Genomic DNA, 21,669 nt, shown 5'->3' on the forward strand with positions numbered 1-21,669 from the left:
CCTGTTTTTACAGGTACTGTCCGGTGTTCGCCACCGTGTCGATGGAGCGTCCGGTGTCGGCGCCCTGCTTTCCGGTGATGAGGGTGCGGATGTAGACGATCCGTTCGCCCTTCTTGCCGGAGATGCGGGCCCAGTCGTCCGGGTTGGTGGTGTTGGGGAGGTCCTCGTTCTCCTTGAACTCGTCCACGCAGGCCTGGAGGAGGTGGGAGACGCGGAGTCCCTTCTGGTTGTGGTCGAGGAAGTCCTTGATGGCCATCTTCTTGGCGCGGCCGACGATGTTCTCGATCATGGCGCCGGAGTTGAAGTCCTTGAAGTAGAGGACTTCCTTGTCTCCGTTGGCGTAGGTGACTTCCAGGAAGCGGTTTTCCTCGGATTCGGCGTACATGTGCTCGACGGCCGTCTGGATCATGCTCTGGACGGTCGTTTCCTTGCTGCCGCCGTGCTCGCCGAGGTCGTCGGAGTGCAGGGGGAGGCGCTCGGTGAGGTACTTGCCGAAGATGTCCTTGGCGGCCTCGGCGTCGGGACGCTCGATCTTGATCTTCACGTCCAGGCGGCCGGGGCGCAGGATGGCGGGGTCGATCATGTCCTCGCGGTTGGAGGCGCCGATGACGACCACGTTCTGCAGGCCTTCCACGCCGTCGATCTCGGCGAGGAGCTGGGGGACGATGGTGTTCTCCACGTCCGAGCTGACGCCGGATCCGCGGGTGCGGAAGAGGGATTCCATCTCGTCGAAGAAGACGATGACGGGGGTGCCCTCGGAGGCCTTCTCACGGGCACGCTGGAAGACGAGGCGGATCTGCCGCTCGGTCTCGCCGACGTACTTGTTGAGGAGTTCGGGGCCCTTGATGTTGAGGAAGAAGCTCTTGCCCTGGGCCTGGCCGGTGACCTCGGCGACCTTCTTGGCCAGCGAGTTGGCGACGGCCTTGGCGATGAGTGTCTTGCCGCATCCGGGGGGTCCGTAGAGCAGGACGCCCTTGGGCGGGCGGAGTTCGTGCTCCTTGAACAGGTCCGGGTAGAGGTAGGGCAGTTCGACTGCGTCGCGGATGGCTTCGATCTGGCCGCCGAGGCCGCCGATCTGTTCGTAGCCGATGTCGGGGACTTCTTCGAGGACGAGTTCTTCGACCTCGCTCTTGGGCACGACTTCGTAGACGTAGCCGGAGCGGGGTTCGAGCAGGAGGGCGTCGCCGGGGCGGATGGTGATGTCCAGCAGTGGCTCGGCGAGCCTCACCACCCTTTCCTCGTCGGTGTGCCCCTGCACGAGGGCGCGTTCGCCGTCCTCGAGGATCTCCTTGAGGGTGACGATGTCGCCGACGCTCTCGAACTCCATGGCCTCGACCACGTTGAGTGCTTCGTTGAGCATCAGTTCCTGGCCGCGCCGGAGTTCTTCGAGGTCGACGCTGGGGCTGACGTTCACCCGGAGTTTGCGTCCTCCGGTGAAGATGTCGGCGGTGCCGTCCTCGTTGGCTTGCAGGAAGACGCCGAAGCCGGCCGGGGGCTGTGCGAGCCGGTCGACTTCTTCCTTGAGGGCCACGATCTGGTCGCGGGCCTCGCGGAGCGTGTTCGCGAGTCGCTCGTTCTGGGCGGACACGCCGGCCAGATTGGTCTGCAGCTCGACGATCCGCTCTTCGAGAATCCTCGTGTGCCGCGGAGAGTCGGCGAGCTTGCGTCGCAGGACGGCGATCTCCTGCTCAAGGTAGGCAATCTGCCCGGCCGGGTCGTCGGACCCTCGTCCCGGGCGGATGCCGCGGTTCATGTCGTCGTCGTGGGCTGCCACGGTCCTCACCTCCTCCAAGGGGAGCTGGACGCTTCCAGACCCTACCTGGGTGGGTGTCGATTGAAACCCCTAGATCACAAAGAGTGTCAAGGTGTGTCGTCGGTCACCCTGCGCTCTCCCTCACGCCGTCTGAATACCCAGTCAACGTGATTCAGAAGCCGACTGTTCCTGGGCAGGAGTGCTCGAAATCTTCCGTGGCGGGGGTGAGTTGCGGGCAGCGCCGCCGGTCGGGGGCTCGTGGCGCCCGCTGATCGGGCCTTCGGTGCTTGTTTTCCGGGGGGTGGGGTTAGTCGGGCGGTGGCGGGGTGGTGCTGACGGAGCGTGTGCGGGTGGGTGGGGTGCGTCATGGTGGTGGCGGCGGGGCGGGCGTCTGCCGGGCGGTGGCACGGGGGGCGCACGGGTGTGGAGCGGGGGTGTCTCGACCGGTGCGCGAGGCGTGGTCGAGGTGTTTTCGAGGGGCGCTCCACCGGCACGCGAGGAGATGGGCGGGTCCGGCGGGCTGGTCGGCGGCCGAGGGTTCGTAGGGTGGCGGGGGTAGGGTCGGGGGTGTTGAGCAGCGGAGGTGGCGGGAGACGTGAGCGTGCAGCAGGAGGCCGGGGTCGAGGGTCAGGCTCTGGAGGTCTGGATCGATCAGGATCTCTGTACCGGCGACGGCATCTGTGTCCAGTACGCGCCTGAGGTGTTCGAGCTGGACATCGACGGTCTGGCGTATGTGAAGGGCGCGGACGACGAGCTGCTGCAGTCCGCGGGTGCGTCGACGCCGGTGCCGCTGCCGTTGCTGACGGACGTGGTGGATTCGGCCAGGGAGTGCCCGGGCGAGTGCATTCATGTGCGCCGGGTGTCGGACGGCGTCGAGGTCTACGGGCCCGACGTGGCGTGACCGCGCGGGGGTGCCGGTCGGCGGTGTCGCCCCGGCCGGAACGCTTGTTGTCGCTCTGTCAGTTGGCGGCCGTCGTGGTGACGTGCCGAGCGGGGCTCAGACGCTCCGTGCGCCCGCCGGGGTGGAGCGCAGGAAGGTGCCGTTCTTCCACTGCCACTTCACGCTGGTGTGCACGTCGGGGCAGCAACTGGGTACGGAGTCCGAGGAGTAGCCGAGTGTGTCGGCGAGGACGGTTCCGTCGGCGACGGTGAGGGTCTTGACGTTGGTGCGGTCCTTGGGGTCGATCAGGGTCGCCACGACGCGGGGCTTCTTGGCGTCGGCGGCCTGGGTGAGGACGTAGACGGCGTCGGGCGGGGTGCCCATGGGGGCGTCGCAGTGGACGACCGCGACGGTCTCGGGGCGGCCGTCGCCGTCGAGGTCGCCGGTGGCCTTCTTCACCACGAGCGCTTTGACGGGGCCGCAGTCGATCGGGAAGTCGACATGGGCCGGGTTCGGGGCGGCGGTGGTCACGGGGGCCTGCTGCGACTGCGGGCCGGCGGCCTGGGCGGCGGTGGCCGGATTCGGCTGGAGGACCGAGGAGAGGGCCACGACGCCTGCCACGGCGGTGGCGGTGGCCACCCAGTGGATCGGGCGGGTGTGCGTGTGAGCGAGTTCCGGAACCGCGGAGTGCTGCACTAGGGGTGACTCCCGAGAGGGCTGTGGCGGTGGGGGTGTCCCGCATGGTGCCACACGTCACAGGGGAGCGGAACGGCGGGGTCGGTGGTTGTCGCACGGACCTCGGGGTCCGAGGTGTCGGCAACGAAAAGGCGCCGGGGCCGAGTTCCGGAGCGGGTGTCGGGAACTCGGCCGCGGCGCGGTTGCGTTGTACGCGGCACAGGGCCGCCTCAGCGGCCGGAGCCTCCGTCGGCGTTGGGGCCGGCGTAGTCCTCGCCGTAGGCGCCCTTGGCGGGGCGGCGGCGGCGCATGGGCGGCTCGACGCCGTCGGCGAGGCGGCGGGCGGTGAGCAGGAAGCCGGTGTGGCCGATCATCCGGTGGTCCGGGCGGACGGCGAGGCCTTCGATGTGCCAGTTGCGGATCATCGACTCCCAGGCGGTCGGCTCGTTGAAGGAGCCGATCTCGCGGATGGACTCGACGGTCCGGGCGAGCTGGGTGGTGGTGGCGACGTAGCAGCAGAGGATGCCGCCGGGGACGAGCGCCTTGGAGACGGCCTCCAGGCATTCCCAGGGGGCGAGCATGTCGAGGATGACGCGGTCGACGTCGGTGTCGGACAGGTTGTCCTGGAGGTCGCCGACGGTGAGCTGCCAGGCGGGGTGGGGGCCGCCGAAGTAGCGCTCCACGTTCTGCTGGGCGATCTCGGCGAAGTCCTCGCGGCGCTCGTAGGAGTGCAGCATGCCCTGGTCGCCGATGGCGCGCAGCAGGAAGCTGCTGAGCGAGCCGGAGCCGACGCCGGCTTCGACGACGCGTGCGCCGGGGAAGATGTCGGCGAAGGCGAGGATCTGTCCCGCGTCCTTCGGGTAGACGACGGCTGCCCCGCGGGGCATGGACAGGACGTAGTCGGGGAGCAGGGGGCGCAGCGCGAGGTAGGCGACGTTACCGGTGGTGCGGACAACGCTGCCCTCGGGAGCGCCGATCAGCTCGTCGTGGGGGAAGGAACCCTTGTGGGTGTGGAAGTTCTTTCCCTCTTCGAGCGTGAACGTGTAGTGGCGGCCCTTGGGGTCGGTCAGCTGAACCTGGTCCCCGACCTTGAAGGGCCCGCGCCTGCGGGCGGCACCGGTCGGTTCGGACATGTGAACAGCCTACCGGCGTTTCGGGGGGCCGCCGACCACGAGGAAGTGCGGAGCACCGCTTCAGGAGAGCGGTGCTCTCAGCTCGGGCGGGCCATGGCCTTGACGAAGGCGCGCTCGACGTCGGCGGCGGACAGGACGCCGTAGATCTCGCCGGTGTCCTCGACGACGAGGTATTCGGTGGCGGGGGTGGCGCGCAGGGCGTCGAGGAGGTCCTCCCCGGCCAGTTCCGCGGAGACGCGCATGCCGTCGGTGAGGTCCTGGGCGAGGCCGCTGACGGCGACCCAGGGGCGGCGGTGTTCGGGGACGCCGACGATGGCGGCCTCGCGGACGAGGGAGAGGGGTTCGCCGTCGGTGTCGACGACGACGAGGGCGCGGGCGCCGGCTTCGTTGGCGCGGCGCAGGGCCTCGGAGAGGGGGGTGTCGGTCTCGACGGGGACGGCGCGCCGGGTGAGGTTGCGGGCGCGGAGTTCCGGGAGGTGTTCGCGCAGGCGGGCCATGCGGAGGCTGTTGCCGGCGCCGGTCCAGATGATGGCGGCGAGGATCGCGGCGAGCAGGGCGTCCATGACGGTGTCCATGCCGACGTTGTCCTCGGCGTTGGAGCCGAGGGCTCCGGACTGGGTGAGCAGCGGGAGGCCGATGAGGACGAAGACGGCGAGGGCGCGGCCGACCCAGGCGGCGGCGATGGTGCCGCTCATGGGTTTGCCGGTGATCTTCCAGACGACGGCGCGGAGCATGCGGCCGCCGTCGAGGGGCAGGCCCGGCAGGAGGTTGAAGGCGGCCACGATGAGGTTGGAGATCATCAGGCCGGCGAGCAGGACGCCGGGGACGGTGCCGGGTTCGACGGGCTGGAGGGCGACGTAGAAGAGGCCGGCGAGGACGAGGGAGAGTAGGGGGCCGACGAAGGCCAGCACGAACTCGCGGCCGGGGGTCTCGGCTTCCTTCTCGATCTCGGAGACGCCGCCGAAGAACTGGAGCTGGATGCGGCGTACGGGGAGCTTGAAGCGGAGGGCGGCGACCGTGTGGGCGAGTTCGTGGACGAGGACGGAGGCGTAGAAGGCGACGGCGAAGAAGAGGGAGACGAGGTAGCGGGCGGCGCCGAGTTCGGGCAGGACGCGGTCGAGCTGGCCGCCGAACACCCAGGTGATGAGGGCGGCCACGAGGAACCAGCTGGGCGCGACGTAGACGGGCACGCCGAAGGGGCGTCCCATGAGCAGCCCTCCACCGGGTTCGCGCTGCCGCTGGGGCGGGCGGCCCTTGGTGGTGCCGGAGTGGGCGAGGGTGCGGTGGTCGTGGGCCGGGTCTTGGTCGTGGGGAGTGGGGGTGGGCGTGGGGGTCGGGGTCTTCGGCGTCGGGTGGTCCTCGACACCGTCGGTCGTCCCGGTCGTCCCGCTGGTCTCGGTCGCCCCGCTGGTCTCGGTGGTTTCGGTGGTCTCGTCGGCGTCGCCGACGGCGTGGTCGTCCGTCGCCTCGTCCCGGCGCTTCGCCTCGGCGTCGGTGGTGCTTGAGCTGCCCGGAGGGGTCTGAGGCGTCGGGGTCTCTGCACCCGGCGTTCTGTCCTCGGTGGGGTTGGTCGTGGGCTCGTCCCGCTGCCCCTCCCCCGTGGTGGGGTCGGCGGCCGGGGTCGTAGGGCCTGCGTGCTGGGTCGGCTCGTCGTTGCCGGACCGCGGCTGCCCGCTCCCGCCGCTCTCGTCCACGGTGTCCCCTCGTTCGAAGCGTCTTCCGCGCCTGCCGGCGGAAGGGTCTCGGGGTCGATGGTATGCGGCGGTCGCGACGCGTTCGGCCCCGGCACCCCCTGTGTTTCCCGGGCTGTCGTGCGGGTCCCGGCGGCGAGTGGGTCACTGTCAGTGGTGGGCCGTAAGGTCTGTGGGCATGGAGACGAGCACCGAGGGCGCGGCGGAGGCCGCCGGCGGCGGGGTCGCGGACGTGGATCCGCCGGTCGTGGGCGAGCAGGCGGCGTCGGCACAGGACGTGACGGTCGCGGCCGAGGCGCGTGTCGCCATAGCGCCCGCGTCGCTGTCGCCGTCGCGGGCGAGCGACTTCATGCAGTGCCCGTTGCTGTACCGGTTCCGGGTGATCGACCGGTTGCCGGAGAAGCCGAGCGAGGCGGCGACGCGGGGCACTCTGGTGCATGCGGTGCTTGAGCGGCTGTTCGACGCTCCGGCGGGTGAGCGGACGGCGCCCCAGGCGAAGTCGCTCATCCCCGGCCAGTGGGACCGGTTGCGGGAGTCGCGGCCCGAGGTCGTGGAGCTGTTCGCCGACGATCCGGAGGGTGAGCGGCTGGCGCGGTGGCTCGGGGAGGCCGAGCAGCTGGTGGAGCGGTGGTTCAGTCTGGAGGATCCGACGCGGTTGGAGCCTGCCGAGCGGGAGTTGTTCGTCGAGGCGGAGCTGGATTCGGGGCTGCGGCTGCGCGGGATCATCGACCGGGTCGATGTGGCGCCCACGGGTGAGGTGCGGATCGTCGACTACAAGACGGGCAAGGCGCCGCGGCCGGAGTACGCCGAGGGTGCGCTGTTCCAGATGAAGTTCTACGCGCTGGTGGTGTGGCGGCTGAAGCAGGTCGTGCCGCGGCGGTTGCAGCTGGTGTATCTCGGCAGTGGTGACGTGCTGACGTACGACCCCGTGCCGGCGGATCTGGAGCGGGTGGAGCGGAAGCTGCTGGCGCTGTGGGAGGCGATCCGGCTGGCGACGGAGACGGGTGACTGGCGTCCGCGGCCGACGAAGCTGTGCGGCTGGTGCGACCACCAGGCGCACTGCCCGGAGTTCGGCGGTACTCCCCCGCCGTATCCGCTCCCGGTGAGGGCGGCCGAGTCCGGCGGGGCGTCGCAGGGCAGAATGGGGCCGGACTAGCGAAGGAGTGTCACGTGGCCATCCGCGTCCTACTGGTCGACGACCAGCCGCTGCTGCGTACCGGCTTCCGGATGATTCTGGAGGCGGAGCAGGACATCGCTGTGGTCGGCGAGGCCGGAGACGGCCTTCAGGCGCTCGACCAGGTGCGGGCGTTGCAGCCCGACGTGGTTCTCATGGACATCCGCATGCCCCGGATGGACGGCGTCGAGGCGACCCGGCAGATCACCGGGCCCGGGCGGGACGGTCCGGCGAAGGTGCTGGTGCTGACCACGTTCGATCTCGACGAGTACGTGGTGGAGGCGCTGCGGGCGGGGGCCAGCGGTTTCCTGCTGAAGGATGCTCCCGCCAACGAGCTGGTGCAGGCGATCCGGGTGGTGGCCGCGGGTGAGGCGATGCTCGCGCCGAGCATCACGCGCCGGCTGCTCGACAAGTACGCCACGCATCTGCCGTCGGGTGACGAGCCGGTGCCGGACACGCTGCACACGCTCACCGACCGTGAGGTGGAGGTGCTGAAGCTGGTGGCGCGGGGGTTGTCGAACGCGGAGATCGCGGCGGATCTGTTCGTCAGCGAGACCACGGTGAAGACGCATGTGGGGCATGTGCTGACGAAGCTGGGGCTGCGGGACCGGGTGCAGGCTGCGGTGTACGCGTACGAGAGCGGGCTGGTGCGTCCCGGCGCGCAGTAGCAACAGCCGACAACAGCAAGGGCGCCCGCTCTCAGGAGGGGGCGCCCTTGGCGTTGCCGGGCCGGGCCGTCAGCCCTTGCTGATCTCCCAGAAGCGGAAGACGGTGGAGGCGTCGAGGCAGTACTCGAGGCCGTAGACGTTGTCGCGGACGACGGCGTACTGCTTGGCCTGCCACAGGGGCAGGACGGGGAGTTCGGCGGCGACGACGTCCTGGAGGTGGCCGTAGTCGCTGTCGGTGGCGGCGCGGTCGCTCTGGGCGGCGGTGCGCGGGATGAGCGTGTCGGTGATCGTGTTGTTGGTGTAGTTGTTGCTGAGCACGTTGCCCTCGCCGAAGAAGGGGGCGGTGAAGTTGTCGGCGTCCGGGTAGTCGGGGACCCAGCCCTTCACGTAGACGCCGTACTTGCCCTTGGCTATGTCCTTCTCGTACTGGTCGTAGGCGACGGACTTGACGTCGGCGGCGAAGAGGCCGCTGTCGTTGAGCTGGTCGGCGATGGCCTTGAGTTCCTGGTCGGTGGAGGGGCCGTAGCGGGTGGGGGTGGACCAGAGGGTGAGCTTGACCTTGCCGGTGATGCCCTCGGCGGTCAGGGCGGCGGCGGCCTTGGCCTTGGAGGGGCGGGCGCCGTAGGTGTCGAAGAAGGCCGTGTTGTGGCCCGCGATGCCGGCCGGGATGATCGAGTAGAGCGAGGTGGCGGTGCCCTGGTAGACCTCGGCCATGAGGGCGTCGCGGTCGAGCAGGTAGGCCATGGCCTTGCGGACGCCGAGCTTGCCGGCGACGGGGTCGTCCATGTTGAAGACGAGGTGCTGGACCTCGGCGCTGGTGCCCTCGACGAGTTCGACGTCGGCGTCGGTGCCGGCGGCCTCGATGTCGGAGATGTCGCTCGCGCTGAGGCCTCGGTAGGCGATGTCGATCTTGTTGTCGGTGAGGTCCTGCTTGAGCTGGGCCTGGTCGACGCCGAACTTCAGGGTGACGCCGGAGTTCTTGATCTTGGCGGTGCCCTCGTAGTTCTCGTTGACGGAGAAGACGGCCTCGCCGTCGTCGAACGAGTCGAGTGTGTAGGGGCCGGAGCCGACTGCCTCGCCGTCCTCGCGGAGCTTGCCGGCGTCGTACTGCCGGTGGTCGACGATGGAGCCGGCGCCGGAGGCGAGCTTGCTGGGGAAGGTGGCGTCGGGCGTGTTCAGCCGGAACACGACCGTCTTCTCGTTCGGCGTCTCGACCTTGTCGAGCATGGGGAACATGATCGCGGGGCCGGCGTCGTCGTTGATCTTCAGCATCCGGTCGAAGGAGAACTTGACGTCCTCCGAGGTGAGGTCGTCACCGTTGCTGAACTTCAGGCCGTCCTTCAGCGTGCACTTGAAGACCTTGGTCTGGGCGTCGCTGAACCCGCAGCTCTCGGCGGCTTCCGGTACGGGCTCGGTGCCGCCCTTGGGGAAGCTGAGCAGCGACTGGAAGACGTTGTTGAACAGCAGCCACGAGCCGGGGTCGTAGCCGGAGGCCGGGTCGGTGGCGAGGACGTCGTCGGACATCCCCATCACCACGGTGGAGCCACCGCTTCCGGATTCTCCGTTCTCCGAGCCGCAGCCGGTCAACAGGCCGGAGGCCAGCCCCGCCATGATGGGCAGGACCGGCCACTGGTTGCGCAGGTTCACGTGCGAGTGCCTTGTCGTCGGTGTCGGATCCCGGGGCCGGCCGTCCCGGGCCCCGGGCAGGGGACGATCAGCCGCTCACGCCGCGGCCGAGCTCCCACAGCTGAAGGGTGGAGGAGGAGTTGAGGACGTAGGCGGTGCCGGTGATGTCGTCGCGGGCGGCGACGTACTGCTTGCCCTGCCACAGCGGCAGCACCGGGACGTCGTCGGCGACGATGTCCTGGATGTCGGTGAGGCTGGTGGAGGCGGACAGCCGGTCGGCCTGGCGGCGGGACTCCGGGATCAGGGTGTTGCGGATCTCGCTGTTGGCGTAGGGCGAGCCGAGGAAGTTGTCCTTGTCGAGGAACGGCGCGAGGTAGTTGTCGGCGTCGGGGAAGTCCGGGAACCAGCCCATTCCGTAGACGTCGTACGTGCCCTTCTGCTCGGCGGGGCGGAAGGTCTTCCAGGCTTCGCCCTTGATGCTCACGTCGAACAGGCCGGAGTCGTTGAGCTGCTGCTGGAGCTGCTCGAACTCCTTCTTGGTGGCCGAGCCGTAGTGGTCGGTCGTGTAGTGCAGGGTCAGCTTGACCGGGGCAGTGATGTTCGCCCTGTTCAGGAGGGCTGCGGCCTTGGTCTTGCTGGGGTCGCCGTACTTGTTGAAGAACGAGTTGGAGTGGCCGATGATGCTCGCCGGCACCAGCGAGAACAGCGGTTCGGCCTCGGAGCCGTAGACCTTGGAGACGAGTTCGCTGCGGTTGATGATCTGGGCCATCGCCTGGCGCACGGCCTTGGTCTTGACCGCGGGGGCGTCGGTGTTGAAGGCCAGGTAGCGGATCTCCAGGCCGGGCATCTCGACGAGGTCGACATCGCTGTCAGTGGACCCGGAGAGCTTCTCGATCTGCTCGGGCGACATGGTGCGGGACATGACGTCGATGTCGCCCTTGTCGATGGCGGCGCCCATGGCGTCGGCGTCCGCGAAGGTGCGCAGTTCGACCTTGTCGTTGTTCACCTTCAGGATCCCCTTGTAGTTGGGGTTCTTGGTGAACACGGCGCTGACGAGCTGGTCGTCCTTGACCTCGGCGGACATGGTGTACGGGCCGGAGCCGTCGAGGTCGAAGCCGTCGCGCAGGCTCTTGGCCGGGTAGTCGTCGGGGTTGAGGATGCCGGCGACGGGGGTCGAGAGCTTGTACGGGAAGGTGGCGTCGGCCGTCTTGAGGTGGAAGATCACCTCGCGGTCGCCCTGGGTCTCGACGGTGTCGATGGTGGAGAGCAGGCCGACCGGACCGCCCTCGACGTTGATGTTCCGCGCGCGGTCGATGGAGTACTTGACGTCCTTCGCGGTGACAGCGTCGCCGTTGGCGAACTTCAGGCCCGGGCGCAGCTTGCAGGCGTAGCGCTCGTTGCCGGTGTCGGTGAAACCGCAGCTCTCGGCGGCCTCGGGGACGGGCTCGCCCTCGCCGCGCGGCTGGATCATCAGGGTCTGCACGGTCTGGCGCAGGATGTTCCAGATGCCGGCGTCGTAGGCGTAGGCCGGGTCGAGGGGCGCGGGGGCGTCCTTCGAGGCAGTGACCGCGTCCGTGGTGCCGACGACTATCGCGTCTCCGCCGCCGCTGCTGCCGTCGGACCCGCCGCAGGCGGCGAGAACCGGCGCGAGCAGACCGATCACGGCCGGCAGCACCAAAGTCTTGCGGTTCATGCTCGAGTTTCTCCAGAGCTGTCGAGTCCGTGTATCCGGCATGCATGGGTGGTGCGGCGGATCCACGGGGGGTGCGGTGATGTTCTCGCGACGAGATTAGTCCGCGCCCGCAGAGCGGTTCGCAGGCACCGGAGTTGAGGTGCCATCACGGAGCGAAACCGGGTGCGGACACACCGAAAACCCGACAGGGGAAGGATTAGTGCAGGTTTCCATCAATCAGGACACAAGGGCACGGCACAATCCCCTCATTGCGGGCCGCAGGCACAGACCGCGCCACCTGTCGACCTCGCGTGAAGTGGGGAACGTCACATGCTCAACAAGGTGTACGGGCACCGGAATTCGGTCGGCGATCAAGATTCGAATTCCTTTGCGCGCGGCCCGGAAATGCTTGCGTTATCCGCGATGCACGCTGGGTGAACGCTCAGCGCATTTCCGTCATCAGGCCGCGCAGAAATGCCAGGTCGACCTCCTCGAGGGAGCTGACGACGGTGCGCCGGGCGGCGGGGGCGATGGGCGCGACGGACGGCACGGCCACGACGTGGCAGCCCGCGGCCTCGGCGGCGGCGACGCCGGTGGCGGTGTCCTCGACGACGGCGCATCTGGCCGGATCGACACCGAGTCCCGCGGCGGCGAAGAGGTAGGGGTCGGGGTGCGGCTTGGTGCGGGCCACCTCGTCGCCGGCGACGGTGAGGGCGAAATGCTGGGGGCCGAGGGAGGTCAGCACGCGGTCGATGATGCGCCGGTGGGAGGCGGAGACCAGGGCGGTGGGGATCTCGTACTCGGAGAGTTCGGCCAGCAGCCGCAGGGCGCCCGGCATCAGCGGCAGGGCGCGGCCGATGCGGTCCTCGAAGCCCTCGTTGAGCAGCACCGTGAGTTCGGGGAGGGTGATGTCGGCGCCGGTGGCCTCGATCAGGAACCCCGCGCTGCGGGTCATGGGACCGCCGACGACGACATGGCGCCAGGAGTCGTCGAGGGTGTGACCGAGTCCGGCGAAGATCTCCACCTCGACGTCCCACCAGAAGCCCTCGGTGTCCACCAGGGTGCCGTCCATGTCGAGCAGCACGGCCTGCAGGGCTGAGCCTTCGGCCGTACGGGTTCCGAGCGCGGGGACCGTACTGGTCATCTAGGCGCACCTCCTTGAGGGACGATCAGGCCGGTTCCCACGGAGGGAACCGGCCTGCGATGGACCGTCCAGTGTACGACTGTCCCGGAGGATGCGCCTCGTTTATTCGACGCGGCCCGGGGCACACCTCAAGTACCGCCGGGGGCCGTCTTGAGCTGCGCTTATGTGCCTGTCGGGCACCTTTCTAGCGAGCGTTGAAGTACTTCGCCTCCGGGTGGTGGATCACGATCGCGTCCGTGGACTGCTCGGGGTGCAGCTGGAACTCCTCGGACAGGTGGACGCCGATGCGCTCCGGCTGGAGCAGGTCGGCGATCTTGGCGCGGTCCTCCAGGTTGGGGCAGGCGCCGTAGCCGAGGGAGAAGCGCGCGCCCCGGTACTTGAGGGCGAACATGTCCTCGATGTCGCTCGGGTCCTCCCCCGCGAAGCCGAGTTCCGACCGCACGCGCGCGTGCCAGTACTCGGCGAGGGCCTCGGCCAACTGGACGGACAGGCCGTGCAGTTCGAGGTAGTCGCGGTAGGCGTTGGCCTCGAAGAGCTTGGCGGTCTGCTCGCCGATGCGGGAGCCGACGGTGACGACCTGGAGGCCGACGACGTCGGTCTCCCCCGACTCCTCCGGACGGAAGAAGTCGGCCAGGCACAGGCGGCGGCCGCGGCGCTGGCGCGGGAAGGTGAAGCGGGTGCGCTCGTTGCCCTGGTCGTCGAGGATGATCAGGTCGTCGTCCTTGGAGACGCACGGGAAGTAGCCGTAGACGACGGCGGCTTCGAGGAGGTTCTCCGTCTGGAGACGGTCGAGCAGCCCGCGCAGCCGGGGCCGGCCCTCGGTCTCGACGAGTTCCTCGTAGGTCGGACCGTCGCCGGTGCGGGCCTGCTTCAGGCCCCACTGGCCCTTGAAGAGGGCGCCCTCGTCGAGCCAGGAGGCGTACTCCTTGAGCTGGATGCCCTTGATGACGCGGGTGTCCCAGAACGGCGGGGTGGGGAGGGGGTTGTCGGTGGCGACGTCGGAGCGGACGTGTCCCTCTTCGGGCCGCTCCTCCTCGACCTGTACGGAACCGGCGCGCACCCGGCGCTGCTTGAGCTCGGGCAGGGCCGCGCCGGGCACGCCGCGCTTGACGCCGATGAGGGCGTCCATGAGGCGCAGGCCCTCGAACGCGTCGCGGGCGTAGCGGACTTCGCCCTGGTAGATCTCGTGCAGGTCCTGTTCGACGTAGGCGCGGGTGAGGGCGGCGCCGCCGAGGATGACCGGGTAGTCGGCGGCCATGCCGCGGGAGTTGAGCTCCTCCAGGTTCTCCTTCATGATCACCGTGGACTTCACCAGCAGCCCGGACATGCCGATCACATCGGCCTTGTGTTCCTCGGCCGCCTCCAGGATCGCGGAGACCGGCTGCTTGATGCCGAGGTTGACCACGTTGTAACCGTTGTTGGACAGGATGATGTCGACGAGGTTCTTGCCGATGTCGTGGACGTCTCCGCGCACGGTGGCCAGCACGATGGTGCCCTTGCCCTCGGCGTCCGACTTCTCCATGTGCGGTTCGAGGTAGGCGACCGCCGACTTCATCACCTCGGCGGACTGGAGCACGAACGGCAGCTGCATCTGGCCGGAGCCGAACAGCTCGCCGACGACCTTCATGCCGTCCAGGAGCGTCTCGTTGACGATGTCGAGTGCGGGGCGGGTCTGGAGGGCGTCGGCCAGATCCTCTTCGAGGCCGTTCTTCTCGCCGTCGATGATGCGGCGCTTGAGGCGCTCCTCCAGCGGCAGTGCGGCCAGCTCCTCGGCCTTGCCCGCCTTCAGGGACTTCGTGGTGGCGCCCTCGAACAGGGCCATCAGCTTCTGCAGCGGGTCGTAGCCCTCGGCGCGGCGGTCGTAGACGAGGTCGAGGGCCGTGCGCACCTCCTCCTCGGAGAACCGGGCGATCGGCAGGATCTTCGAGGCGTGCACGATCGCCGAGTCCAGGCCCGCCTTGACGCACTCGTCCAGGAAGACCGAGTTCAGCAGGATGCGGGCGGCCGGGTTCAGGCCGAAGGAGATGTTCGACAGGCCCAGCGTGGTCTGCACGTCCGGGTGGCGGCGCTTGAGTTCGCGGATCGCCTCGATGGTGGCGATGCCGTCCTTGCGGGACTCCTCCTGACCCGTGCAGATGGTGAAAGTCAGGGTGTCGATGAGGATGTCCGACTCGTGGATGCCCCAGTTCCCGGTCAGGTCCTCGATCAGCCGCTCGGCGATCTCGACCTTCTTCTCCGGGGTCCGCGCCTGGCCCTCCTCGTCGATGGTCAGCGCGATCAGCGCCGCGCCGTGCTCCTGGGCGAGCTTGGTGACCTTCGCGAAGCGGGACTCGGGGCCGTCGCCGTCCTCGTAGTTGACGGAGTTGATGACCGCGCGGCCGCCGAGCTTCTCCAGGCCCGCCTGGAGGACGTCGACCTCGGTGGAGTCCAGCACGATCGGCAGGGTGGAGGCGGTGGCGAAGCGGCCGGCCAGCTCCTTCATGTCGGCGACGCCGTCGCGGCCGACGTAGTCCACGCACAGGTCGAGCATGTGCGCGCCCTCGCGGATCTGGTCGCGGGCCATCTCCACGCAGTCGTCCCAGCGGCCCTCCAGCATCGCCTCACGGAACTTCTTGGAGCCGTTGGCGTTGGTGCGCTCACCGATCGCCAGGTACGAGGTGTCCTGGCGGAACGGGACGGTCTGGTAGAGGGAGGCGGCGCCCGGCTCGGGACGCGGATGGCGCTCGGCGGGGGTGAGGTCGCGGACGCGTTCGACGACCTGGCGCAGGTGCTCGGGGGTGGTGCCGCAGCAGCCGCCGATGAGGGACAGGCCGTAGTCGCGGACGAAGTTCTCCTGGGCGTCGGCCAGGCCCTCGGGGTCGAGGGGGAAGTGCGCGCCGTCCTTGGTGAGGATGGGCAGGCCCGCGTTCGGCATGCACAGCAGCGGGATGCGGGAGTGCCGGGTGAGATAGCGCAGGTGCTCGCTCATCTCGGCGGGGCCGGTGGAGCAGTTCAGGCCGATCATGTCGATGCCGAGCGGCTCCAGCGCGGTCAGCGCGGCGCCGATCTCGGAGCCCAGCAGCATGGTGCCGGTCGTCTCGAAGGCCATGGAGACCACGAGGGGTACGTCGGCGCCGAGCGCCTCCATGGCGCGGCGGGCGCCGAGGACGGAGGCCTTGGTCTGGAGGAGGTCCTGGGTGGTCTCGACGATCAGGGCGTCGGCGCCGCCGGCGAGCAGGCCCTCGACGTTGGCCTGGTAGCCGTCGCGGATGGTGGCGTAGTCGATGTGGCCGAGGGTGGGCAGCTTGGTGCCGGGGCCGACGGAGCCGAGGACCCAGCGCTGGCGGCCGTCTCGGGCGGTGTACTCGTCGGCCGTCTCGCGGGCGATGCGGGCGCCGGCCTCGGACAGTTCGTGGACCCGGTCGGCGATGTCGTACTCGGACGCGGCCGTGTGGTTGGACCCGAAGGTGTTGGTCTCGACGCAGTCGACGCCCACGGCGAAGTAGGCGTCGTGGACGGAGCGGACGATGTCCGGGCGGGTCACGTTGAGGATCTCGTTACAGCCTTCGAGGTTCTCGAAGTCCTCGAGGGTGGGGTCCTGCGCCTGGAGCATGGTGCCCATGGCTCCGTCGGCGACCACCACACGGGTGGCGAGCGCCTCGCGGAGCGCGGACACGCGGGCCCGGCTGTCGGCGGAAGGGGACGGTGGCAACGAGGCCATGAAAGGGCTCCCTGTGGGTGCGACGGCTGTCGGCTTTGCGTCCTGCCGTGGGACTTCCCTCAGCAGGCGCACGCCGCCAGGGTAGCCGGGACCGGACCGGGATGGTCAGGAAGTCCACGGGGCGGACGAGGATGACGAGCAGGTCACCAGCGGGATACGAGTGACGCAAGACTGTGCGTCGAGTGGCGGGAACGTGTCGTCAGAACATTGGCGGTCGGTCGGCATGGACTAGTAGTGTTCGACATTGCCGAACGGCGGCAGCGACGTCGCGAGTCGACGGCGAAGGGGACGGAGGCAGGACGGCGATGGCACGGAACATCCAGTCGCTCGAACGGGCGGCCGCGATGCTGCGGCTGCTCGCGGGCGGCGAGCGGCGGCTCGGCCTGTCGGACATCGCCTCGGCCCTGGGCCTCGCCAAGGGCACCGCGCACGGCATCCTGCGCACGCTCCAGGCGGAGGGCTTCGTCGAGCAGGACGACGCCTCCGGGCGCTATCAGCTGGGCGCCGAGCTGCTGCGCCTGGGCACCACCTATCTCGACGTGCACGAGCTGCGGGCACGCGCGCTGGTGTGGACCGACGACCTGGCCCGTTCCAGCGGCGAGAGCGTCTATCTGGGGGTCCTGCACCAACAGGGCGTGCTGATCGTGCACCACGTCTTCCGGCCGGACGACAGCCGGCAGGTGCTGGAGATCGGGGCCATGCAGCCCCTGCACTCCACGGCCCTGGGCAAGGTGCTGTCGGCCTACGACCCGGTGGCGCACAGCGAGGCCATCGAGGCGGACCGCAAACCGTTCACGGACCGCACGGTGTGCGAGCTGGAGAGCTTCGAGAACATCCTCGACATCACCCGCGCGCGTGGCTACGCGGCGGACGTGGAGGAGACCTGGGAGGGCGTCGCGGGTGTCGCCGCCCCCATCCACGACCGGCGGCGGATGCCGGTCGGCGCGGTCGGCATCACGGGCGCCGTGGAGCGGCTGTGCCGGGACGGCGAGCTGCGGCCGGAGCTGATCGCGGCGGTCCGCGACTGCGCCCGCGCGGTCTCGCGCGACCTGGGCGCCGGGCGCTTCTAGAGCCGGTAACGCCCGAGAACTCGGTAAGAGCCACCGGGACGCCGCGACGGCGGCCCGGACTTCGCCCTACCCTGAAGTGGACATATCGGGGCGAGGTGCCCCAAGCGTCCCACTTGAAGATCGATAGCCCACAGCAATCAATAACGATCGTGCTTTCGATAACAGAACCCTTGACGCACACGTAACGCCGGAGCAAGACTCCCGTCCATCGGTCGGCATTGTCGAACACCTACCGGCAATACGCGCTAGAGTGTGACAACGCCAAGGGCCGGCAACGCTCTCATCCCCGAGGGCACGCGAACCACCGGAGGGACCCGGGGTTCCGCTTTCCCTGGACGAAGGACAAAGGAGTCGCGGGTGTCCAGCTCCGACATCTTCATCGGCGAGACCATCGGTACCGCCATACTCATCCTGCTCGGCGGTGGCGTGTGCGCCGCCGTCACGCTGAAGGCCTCCAAGGCCCGTAACGCCGGTTGGCTCGCCATCACCTTCGGGTGGGGTTTCGCCGTTCTCACGGCCGTCTACACCTCCGCGCCCCTGTCCGGCGCACACCTGAACCCGGCCGTGACCCTCGCGCTCGCGCTGAAGAAGGACGGCATCTCCTGGAGTGACGTCCCGGTCTACTGGGGCGGGCAGCTGCTCGGCGCCATGATCGGTGCGGCGCTGGTCTGGATCGCCTACTACGGCCAGTTCCACGCGCACCTCACCGACAAGGAGATCGTCGGCGGTCCGGGCGCGCAGTCCACCAAGACCAAGGCCGTCGAGGCGCAGGAGGCGGGCGCCGGCCCGGTCCTGGGCATCTTCTCCACCGGTCCGGAGATCCGGGTCGCCTGGCAGAACGTCGCCACCGAGGTCATCGGCACCATCGTGCTGGTCCTCGCCGTCCTCACGCAGGGCCTCAACGACGGCGGCAACGGCCTGGGCACCCTGGGCGCCCTGATCACCGCCCTGGTCGTCGTCTCCATCGGTCTGTCCCTCGGTGGCCCGACCGGTTACGCGATCAACCCGGCCCGTGACCTCGGTCCGCGTATCGTGCACGCCCTCCTGCCCCTGCCCAACAAGGGCGGTTCCGACTGGGGCTACGCCTGGGTCCCGGTCGTCGGTCCGCTGATCGGCGGCGCGATCGCTGCAGGCATCTACAACGTCGCTTTCGCTTAGAAGCAGCACTCCTAGCAAGCAACGCGTAGCAAGCACTCGTAGCAAGCAGCCGTAGACACCGCTTATCCACGGAACCTCAGGAGCAGACAGTGACCGACGCGCACACCGCCGGCCCGTTCATCGCCGCGATCGACCAGGGCACGACCTCTTCCCGCTGCATCGTCTTCGACCGCGACGGCCGTATCGTCTCCGTCGACCAGAAGGAGCACGAGCAGATCTTCCCGAAGCCGGGCTGGGTCGAGCACAACGCCAACGAGATCTGGACCAACGTCCAGGAAGTCGTCGCCGGAGCCATCCAGAAGGCCGGCATCACCCGGGACGACATCAAGGCCATCGGTATCACCAACCAGCGTGAGACCACGCTGCTGTGGGACAAGAACACCGGTGAGCCCGTCCACAACGCCATCGTCTGGCAGGACACCCGCACCGACGCCCTGTGCAAGGAGCTCGGCCGCAACGTCGGACAGGACCGCTTCCGCCGCGAGACGGGCCTTCCGCTCGCCTCCTACTTCGCCGGTCCGAAGGCCCGCTGGCTGCTGGACAACGTCGAGGGCCTGCGCGAGCGCGCCGAGGCCGGCGACATCCTGTTCGGCACCATGGACACCTGGGTCATCTGGAACCTGACGGGCGGTGTCAACGGCGGCAAGCACTACACCGACGTCACCAACGCCTCCCGCACCATGCTGATGAACCTCCACACCCTGGAGTGGGACGAGAAGATCGCCGAGTCCATCGGCGTGCCGCTGTCGATGCTCCCGGAGATCCGCTCCTCCGCCGAGGTCTACGGCGAGGTCACCGGCGGCAAGCTGGGCGACCTGCTCGGCGGCATCCCGGTCGCCTCGGCGCTCGGTGACCAGCAGGCGGCCCTGTTCGGCCAGACCTGTTTCGCCGAGGGCGAGGCCAAGTCGACGTACGGCACCGGCACGTTCATGCTCATGAACACCGGCGAGAAGATCATCAACTCGTACTCCGGTCTGCTCACCACCGTCGGCTACCGCATCGGCGACCAGAAGCCGGTCTACGCCCTCGAGGGCTCCATCGCCGTCACCGGTTCGCTGGTGCAGTGGATGCGCGACCAGATGGGGCTCATCTCCACCGCCGCCGAGATCGAGACGCTCGCGCTCTCCGTCGAGGACAACGGCGGCGCGTACTTCGTGCCGGCCTTCTCCGGTCTGTTCGCCCCGTACTGGCGCTCCGACGCCCGCGGTGTGATCGCCGGCCTGACCCGGTACGTCACCAAGGCGCACCTCGCGCGCGCCGTCCTGGAGGCCACCGCCTGGCAGACCCGTGAGATCACGGACGCCATGACCAAGGACTCGGGCGTCGAGCTCGCGGCCCTCAAGGTCGACGGCGGCATGACCTCCAACAACCTGCTGATGCAGACCCTCTCGGACTTCCTGGACGCCCCCGTGGTCCGTCCGATGGTCGCCGAGACGACCTGCCTCGGTGCCGCCTACGCCGCCGGTCTCGCCGTCGGCTTCTGGACCAGCACCGACGACCTGCGTGCCAACTGGCGCCGGGCCGCCGAGTGGACCCCCCGCATGGACGCGGACAGCCGCGACCGTGAGTACAAGAGCTGGCTCAAGGCCGTCGAGCGGACGATGGGCTGGCTCGAGGACGAGGAGAGCTGACGAGAGCCACTCGTAGGCTCAAGCCGCTCTGATGAGGAGTAAGAACCCGAAATGACCAGTCAGTCCACCCTCCAGTCCGTGCCTGCCCTCGGTACGCGCCCGGCCTCCGGCTCCAACCCGAGCCGCGCCGAGACCCGGGAGCAGCTCGCCAAGGCGTCGTACGACCTTCTCGTGATCGGCGGCGGCATCCTGGGCATCTCCACCGCCTGGCACGCCGCGCAGTCCGGCCTGAGGGTGGCTCTGGTCGACGCCGGTGACTTCGCCGGCGCCACCTCCTCCGCCTCCTCCAAGCTTCTCCACGGCGGTCTGCGCTATCTGCAGACCGGCGCGGTGAAGCTGGTGGCGGAGAACCACTTCGAGCGCCGTGCGGTGTCTCGCCAGGTGGCTCCCCACCTGGCGAACCCGCTCACGTTCTACCTGCCCGTGTACAAGGGCGGGCCGCACGGCGCGGCGAAGCTCGGGGCGGGCGTCTTCGCCTACTCCGCGCTCTCCGCGTTCGGTGACGGCGTCGGTCACCTCCTGTCCCCCGCGAAGGCGGCCCAGGACGTGCCCGAGCTGCGCACCGACAACCTCAAGGCCGTCGCCGTCTACGGCGACGACCAGATGAACGACGCCCGCATGGCGCTGATGACGGTCCGCGCGGCCGTCGAGGCGGGCGCGGTCGTCCTGAACCACGCCGAGGTGACCGGCCTCCGCTTCACCCAGGGCCGGGTCACGGGCGCCGAGCTGCGCGACCGGCTGTCCGGCGACGAGTTCGGCGTCAACGCCCGGCTCGTGCTGAACGCGACCGGCCCGTGGGTCGACCACCTGCGCAAGATGGAGGACCCGAACGCGGCGCCCTCCATCCGCCTCTCCAAGGGCGCGCATCTGGTCCTGAAGCGGACCTCGCCCTGGAAGGCCGCGCTCGCGACCCCCATCGACAAGTACCGGATCACCTTCGCCCTCCCCTGGGAGGACATGCTCCTTCTCGGTACGACCGACGAGGAGTTCGAGGGCGACCCGGCGGACGTCAAGGTCACCGAGAAGGACACCGCGCAGATCCTGGACGAGGCCGCGTTCTCCATCCGGGACCAGCAGCTCGACCGTGACCTGATCACGTACGCCTTCGCGGGTCTGCGGGTGCTGCCGGGCGGGCCCGGGGACACCGCCAAGGCCAAGCGCGAGACCGTCGTGACCGAGGGCAAGGGCGGCATGCTGTCCGTCGCGGGCGGCAAGTGGACGACGTTCCGGCACATCGGCCGCACCGTCATGCAGAAGCTGGAGGCGCTGCCGGGCCACCCGCTGGGCGACGACTTCGAACCGATCTCGTCCCTGCCGAAGAAGCTCCCGCTGCCCGGTGTCGCCAACCCGCGCGCGGTCGCGCACCGCCTGCTGGTCGACAACCCGGCGCCGGGTCCGCGCATGGCCGCCGACACGGCCAGGCACCTGGCCACCCACTACGGCTCCCTGGCCTTCGACATCGCCCGGCTGGCGAACGAGAACCCGGAGCTGGGCGAGCGCGTCCACCCCGACGCCCCCGAGATCTGGGCGCAGGTCGTGTACGCGCGTGACACCGAGTGGGCCGAGACGGCGGACGACGTGCTGCGCCGCCGGACGACGCTGACGATCCGGGGTCTGGCCACGGACGAGGTCCGGGCGAAGGTGCAGGACCTGCTCGACAAGAAGTAGGCGCTACGACTCCGAAGGGCACGGCT

Annotated in this window: 15 protein-coding genes; 7 read left to right on the top strand and 8 right to left on the bottom strand. The window is 69.2% G+C overall.

The window, feature by feature from the left end; genetic code table 11:
• Window positions 1-7: 7 nt before the first annotated feature.
• Window positions 8-1,774, bottom strand: coding sequence for a proteasome ATPase (arc, locus tag EJC51_RS10940; protein WP_079311552.1), 1,767 nt, complete (start codon window positions 1,772-1,774; stop codon window positions 8-10).
• A gap of 574 nt (window positions 1,775-2,348) precedes the next feature.
• Between arc and EJC51_RS10945 the strand changes: the two genes are divergently transcribed.
• Window positions 2,349-2,654: a ferredoxin gene (locus EJC51_RS10945; protein WP_126270884.1), complete on the top strand. Its 306-nt coding sequence runs from the start codon at window positions 2,349-2,351 to the stop codon at window positions 2,652-2,654.
• Window positions 2,655-2,750: 96 nt separating this feature from the next.
• On the opposite strand, the gene EJC51_RS10950 is transcribed toward EJC51_RS10945, so the two are convergent.
• The 3 genes from EJC51_RS10950 to EJC51_RS10960 form a co-directional block, all read right to left on the bottom strand.
• The gene (locus EJC51_RS10950; protein WP_126270885.1) at window positions 2,751-3,329 is read right to left on the bottom strand and encodes a hypothetical protein; all 579 of its coding nucleotides are present in this window, start codon (window positions 3,327-3,329) and stop codon (window positions 2,751-2,753) included.
• Window positions 3,330-3,538: 209 nt separating this feature from the next.
• Window positions 3,539-4,441: a tRNA (adenine-N1)-methyltransferase gene (locus EJC51_RS10955; RefSeq protein WP_059196539.1), complete on the bottom strand. Its 903-nt coding sequence runs from the start codon at window positions 4,439-4,441 to the stop codon at window positions 3,539-3,541.
• Between the two features lie 77 nt (window positions 4,442-4,518).
• On the bottom strand, window positions 4,519-6,135 hold the full coding sequence (locus tag EJC51_RS10960; RefSeq protein WP_126270886.1) for a site-2 protease family protein: 1,617 nt from the start codon (window positions 6,133-6,135) through the stop codon (window positions 4,519-4,521).
• 175 nt (window positions 6,136-6,310) lie between these two features.
• Here EJC51_RS10960 and EJC51_RS10965 point away from each other — a divergent pair, with 175 nt between their 5' ends.
• Window positions 6,311-7,288, top strand: a complete 978-nt coding sequence (locus EJC51_RS10965) for a RecB family exonuclease (RefSeq protein WP_126270887.1) — start codon at window positions 6,311-6,313, stop codon at window positions 7,286-7,288.
• A 14-nt stretch (window positions 7,289-7,302) separates the two neighbouring features.
• A complete protein-coding gene (locus EJC51_RS10970) occupies window positions 7,303-7,974 on the top strand; it encodes a response regulator (protein ID WP_020141342.1) in 672 nt (223 codons plus the stop codon).
• 69 nt (window positions 7,975-8,043) lie between these two features.
• Here EJC51_RS10970 and EJC51_RS10975 read toward each other — a convergent pair whose 3' ends face one another.
• The 4 genes from EJC51_RS10975 to metH all read right to left on the bottom strand — a co-directional run bounded on the left by EJC51_RS10975 (window position 8,044) and on the right by metH (window position 16,116).
• Window positions 8,044-9,621, bottom strand: coding sequence for an ABC transporter substrate-binding protein (locus tag EJC51_RS10975; RefSeq protein ID WP_126270888.1), 1,578 nt, complete (start codon window positions 9,619-9,621; stop codon window positions 8,044-8,046).
• A 67-nt stretch (window positions 9,622-9,688) separates the two neighbouring features.
• Window positions 9,689-11,293: an ABC transporter substrate-binding protein gene (locus EJC51_RS10980; protein ID WP_126270889.1), complete on the bottom strand. Its 1,605-nt coding sequence runs from the start codon at window positions 11,291-11,293 to the stop codon at window positions 9,689-9,691.
• Between the two features lie 421 nt (window positions 11,294-11,714).
• Entirely contained in the window at window positions 11,715-12,416 is a 702-nt protein-coding gene (locus EJC51_RS10985; RefSeq protein WP_126270890.1) for an HAD family hydrolase, read from the bottom strand.
• A 184-nt stretch (window positions 12,417-12,600) separates the two neighbouring features.
• Window positions 12,601-16,116 (bottom strand): methionine synthase, encoded by a 3,516-nt coding sequence (gene metH, locus EJC51_RS10990; protein ID WP_126270891.1) that lies wholly within the window; start codon window positions 16,114-16,116, stop codon window positions 12,601-12,603.
• Window positions 16,117-16,421: 305 nt separating this feature from the next.
• On the opposite strand from metH, the gene EJC51_RS10995 reads away from it, so the two are divergent.
• From EJC51_RS10995 to EJC51_RS11010, 4 genes are all read left to right on the top strand, one after another.
• On the top strand, window positions 16,422-17,186 hold the full coding sequence (locus tag EJC51_RS10995; RefSeq protein WP_126270892.1) for an IclR family transcriptional regulator: 765 nt from the start codon (window positions 16,422-16,424) through the stop codon (window positions 17,184-17,186).
• Window positions 17,187-17,543: 357 nt separating this feature from the next.
• Window positions 17,544-18,344, top strand: coding sequence for an MIP/aquaporin family protein (locus EJC51_RS11000; protein WP_126270893.1), 801 nt, complete (start codon window positions 17,544-17,546; stop codon window positions 18,342-18,344).
• Window positions 18,345-18,433: 89 nt separating this feature from the next.
• Window positions 18,434-19,975, top strand: a complete 1,542-nt coding sequence (glpK, locus tag EJC51_RS11005) for a glycerol kinase GlpK (protein ID WP_126270894.1) — start codon at window positions 18,434-18,436, stop codon at window positions 19,973-19,975.
• A 51-nt stretch (window positions 19,976-20,026) separates the two neighbouring features.
• Window positions 20,027-21,643 (top strand): glycerol-3-phosphate dehydrogenase/oxidase, encoded by a 1,617-nt coding sequence (locus EJC51_RS11010; RefSeq protein WP_126270895.1) that lies wholly within the window; start codon window positions 20,027-20,029, stop codon window positions 21,641-21,643.
• Window positions 21,644-21,669 lie beyond the last annotated feature (26 nt).

The sequence above is a fragment of the Streptomyces aquilus genome (genome assembly GCF_003955715.1).
In the GTDB taxonomy this organism is placed as follows: Bacteria; Actinomycetota; Actinomycetes; order Streptomycetales; family Streptomycetaceae; genus Streptomyces; species Streptomyces aquilus.

Excerpts from the sequence above, each read along its gene's own strand:
- EJC51_RS10955 (WP_059196539.1), bottom strand. The coding sequence starts at position 4,441 with ATGTCCGAACCGACCGGTGCCGCCCGCAGGCGCGGGCCCTTCAAGGTC.
- EJC51_RS10965 (WP_126270887.1), top strand. The coding sequence starts at position 6,311 with ATGGAGACGAGCACCGAGGGCGCGGCGGAGGCCGCCGGCGGCGGGGTC.
- EJC51_RS10980 (WP_126270889.1), bottom strand. The coding sequence starts at position 11,293 with ATGAACCGCAAGACTTTGGTGCTGCCGGCCGTGATCGGTCTGCTCGCG.
- EJC51_RS10985 (WP_126270890.1), bottom strand. The coding sequence starts at position 12,416 with ATGACCAGTACGGTCCCCGCGCTCGGAACCCGTACGGCCGAAGGCTCA.
- metH (WP_126270891.1), bottom strand. The coding sequence starts at position 16,116 with ATGGCCTCGTTGCCACCGTCCCCTTCCGCCGACAGCCGGGCCCGCGTG.
- EJC51_RS10995 (WP_126270892.1), top strand. The coding sequence starts at position 16,422 with ATGGCACGGAACATCCAGTCGCTCGAACGGGCGGCCGCGATGCTGCGG.
- EJC51_RS11010 (WP_126270895.1), top strand. The coding sequence starts at position 20,027 with ATGACCAGTCAGTCCACCCTCCAGTCCGTGCCTGCCCTCGGTACGCGC.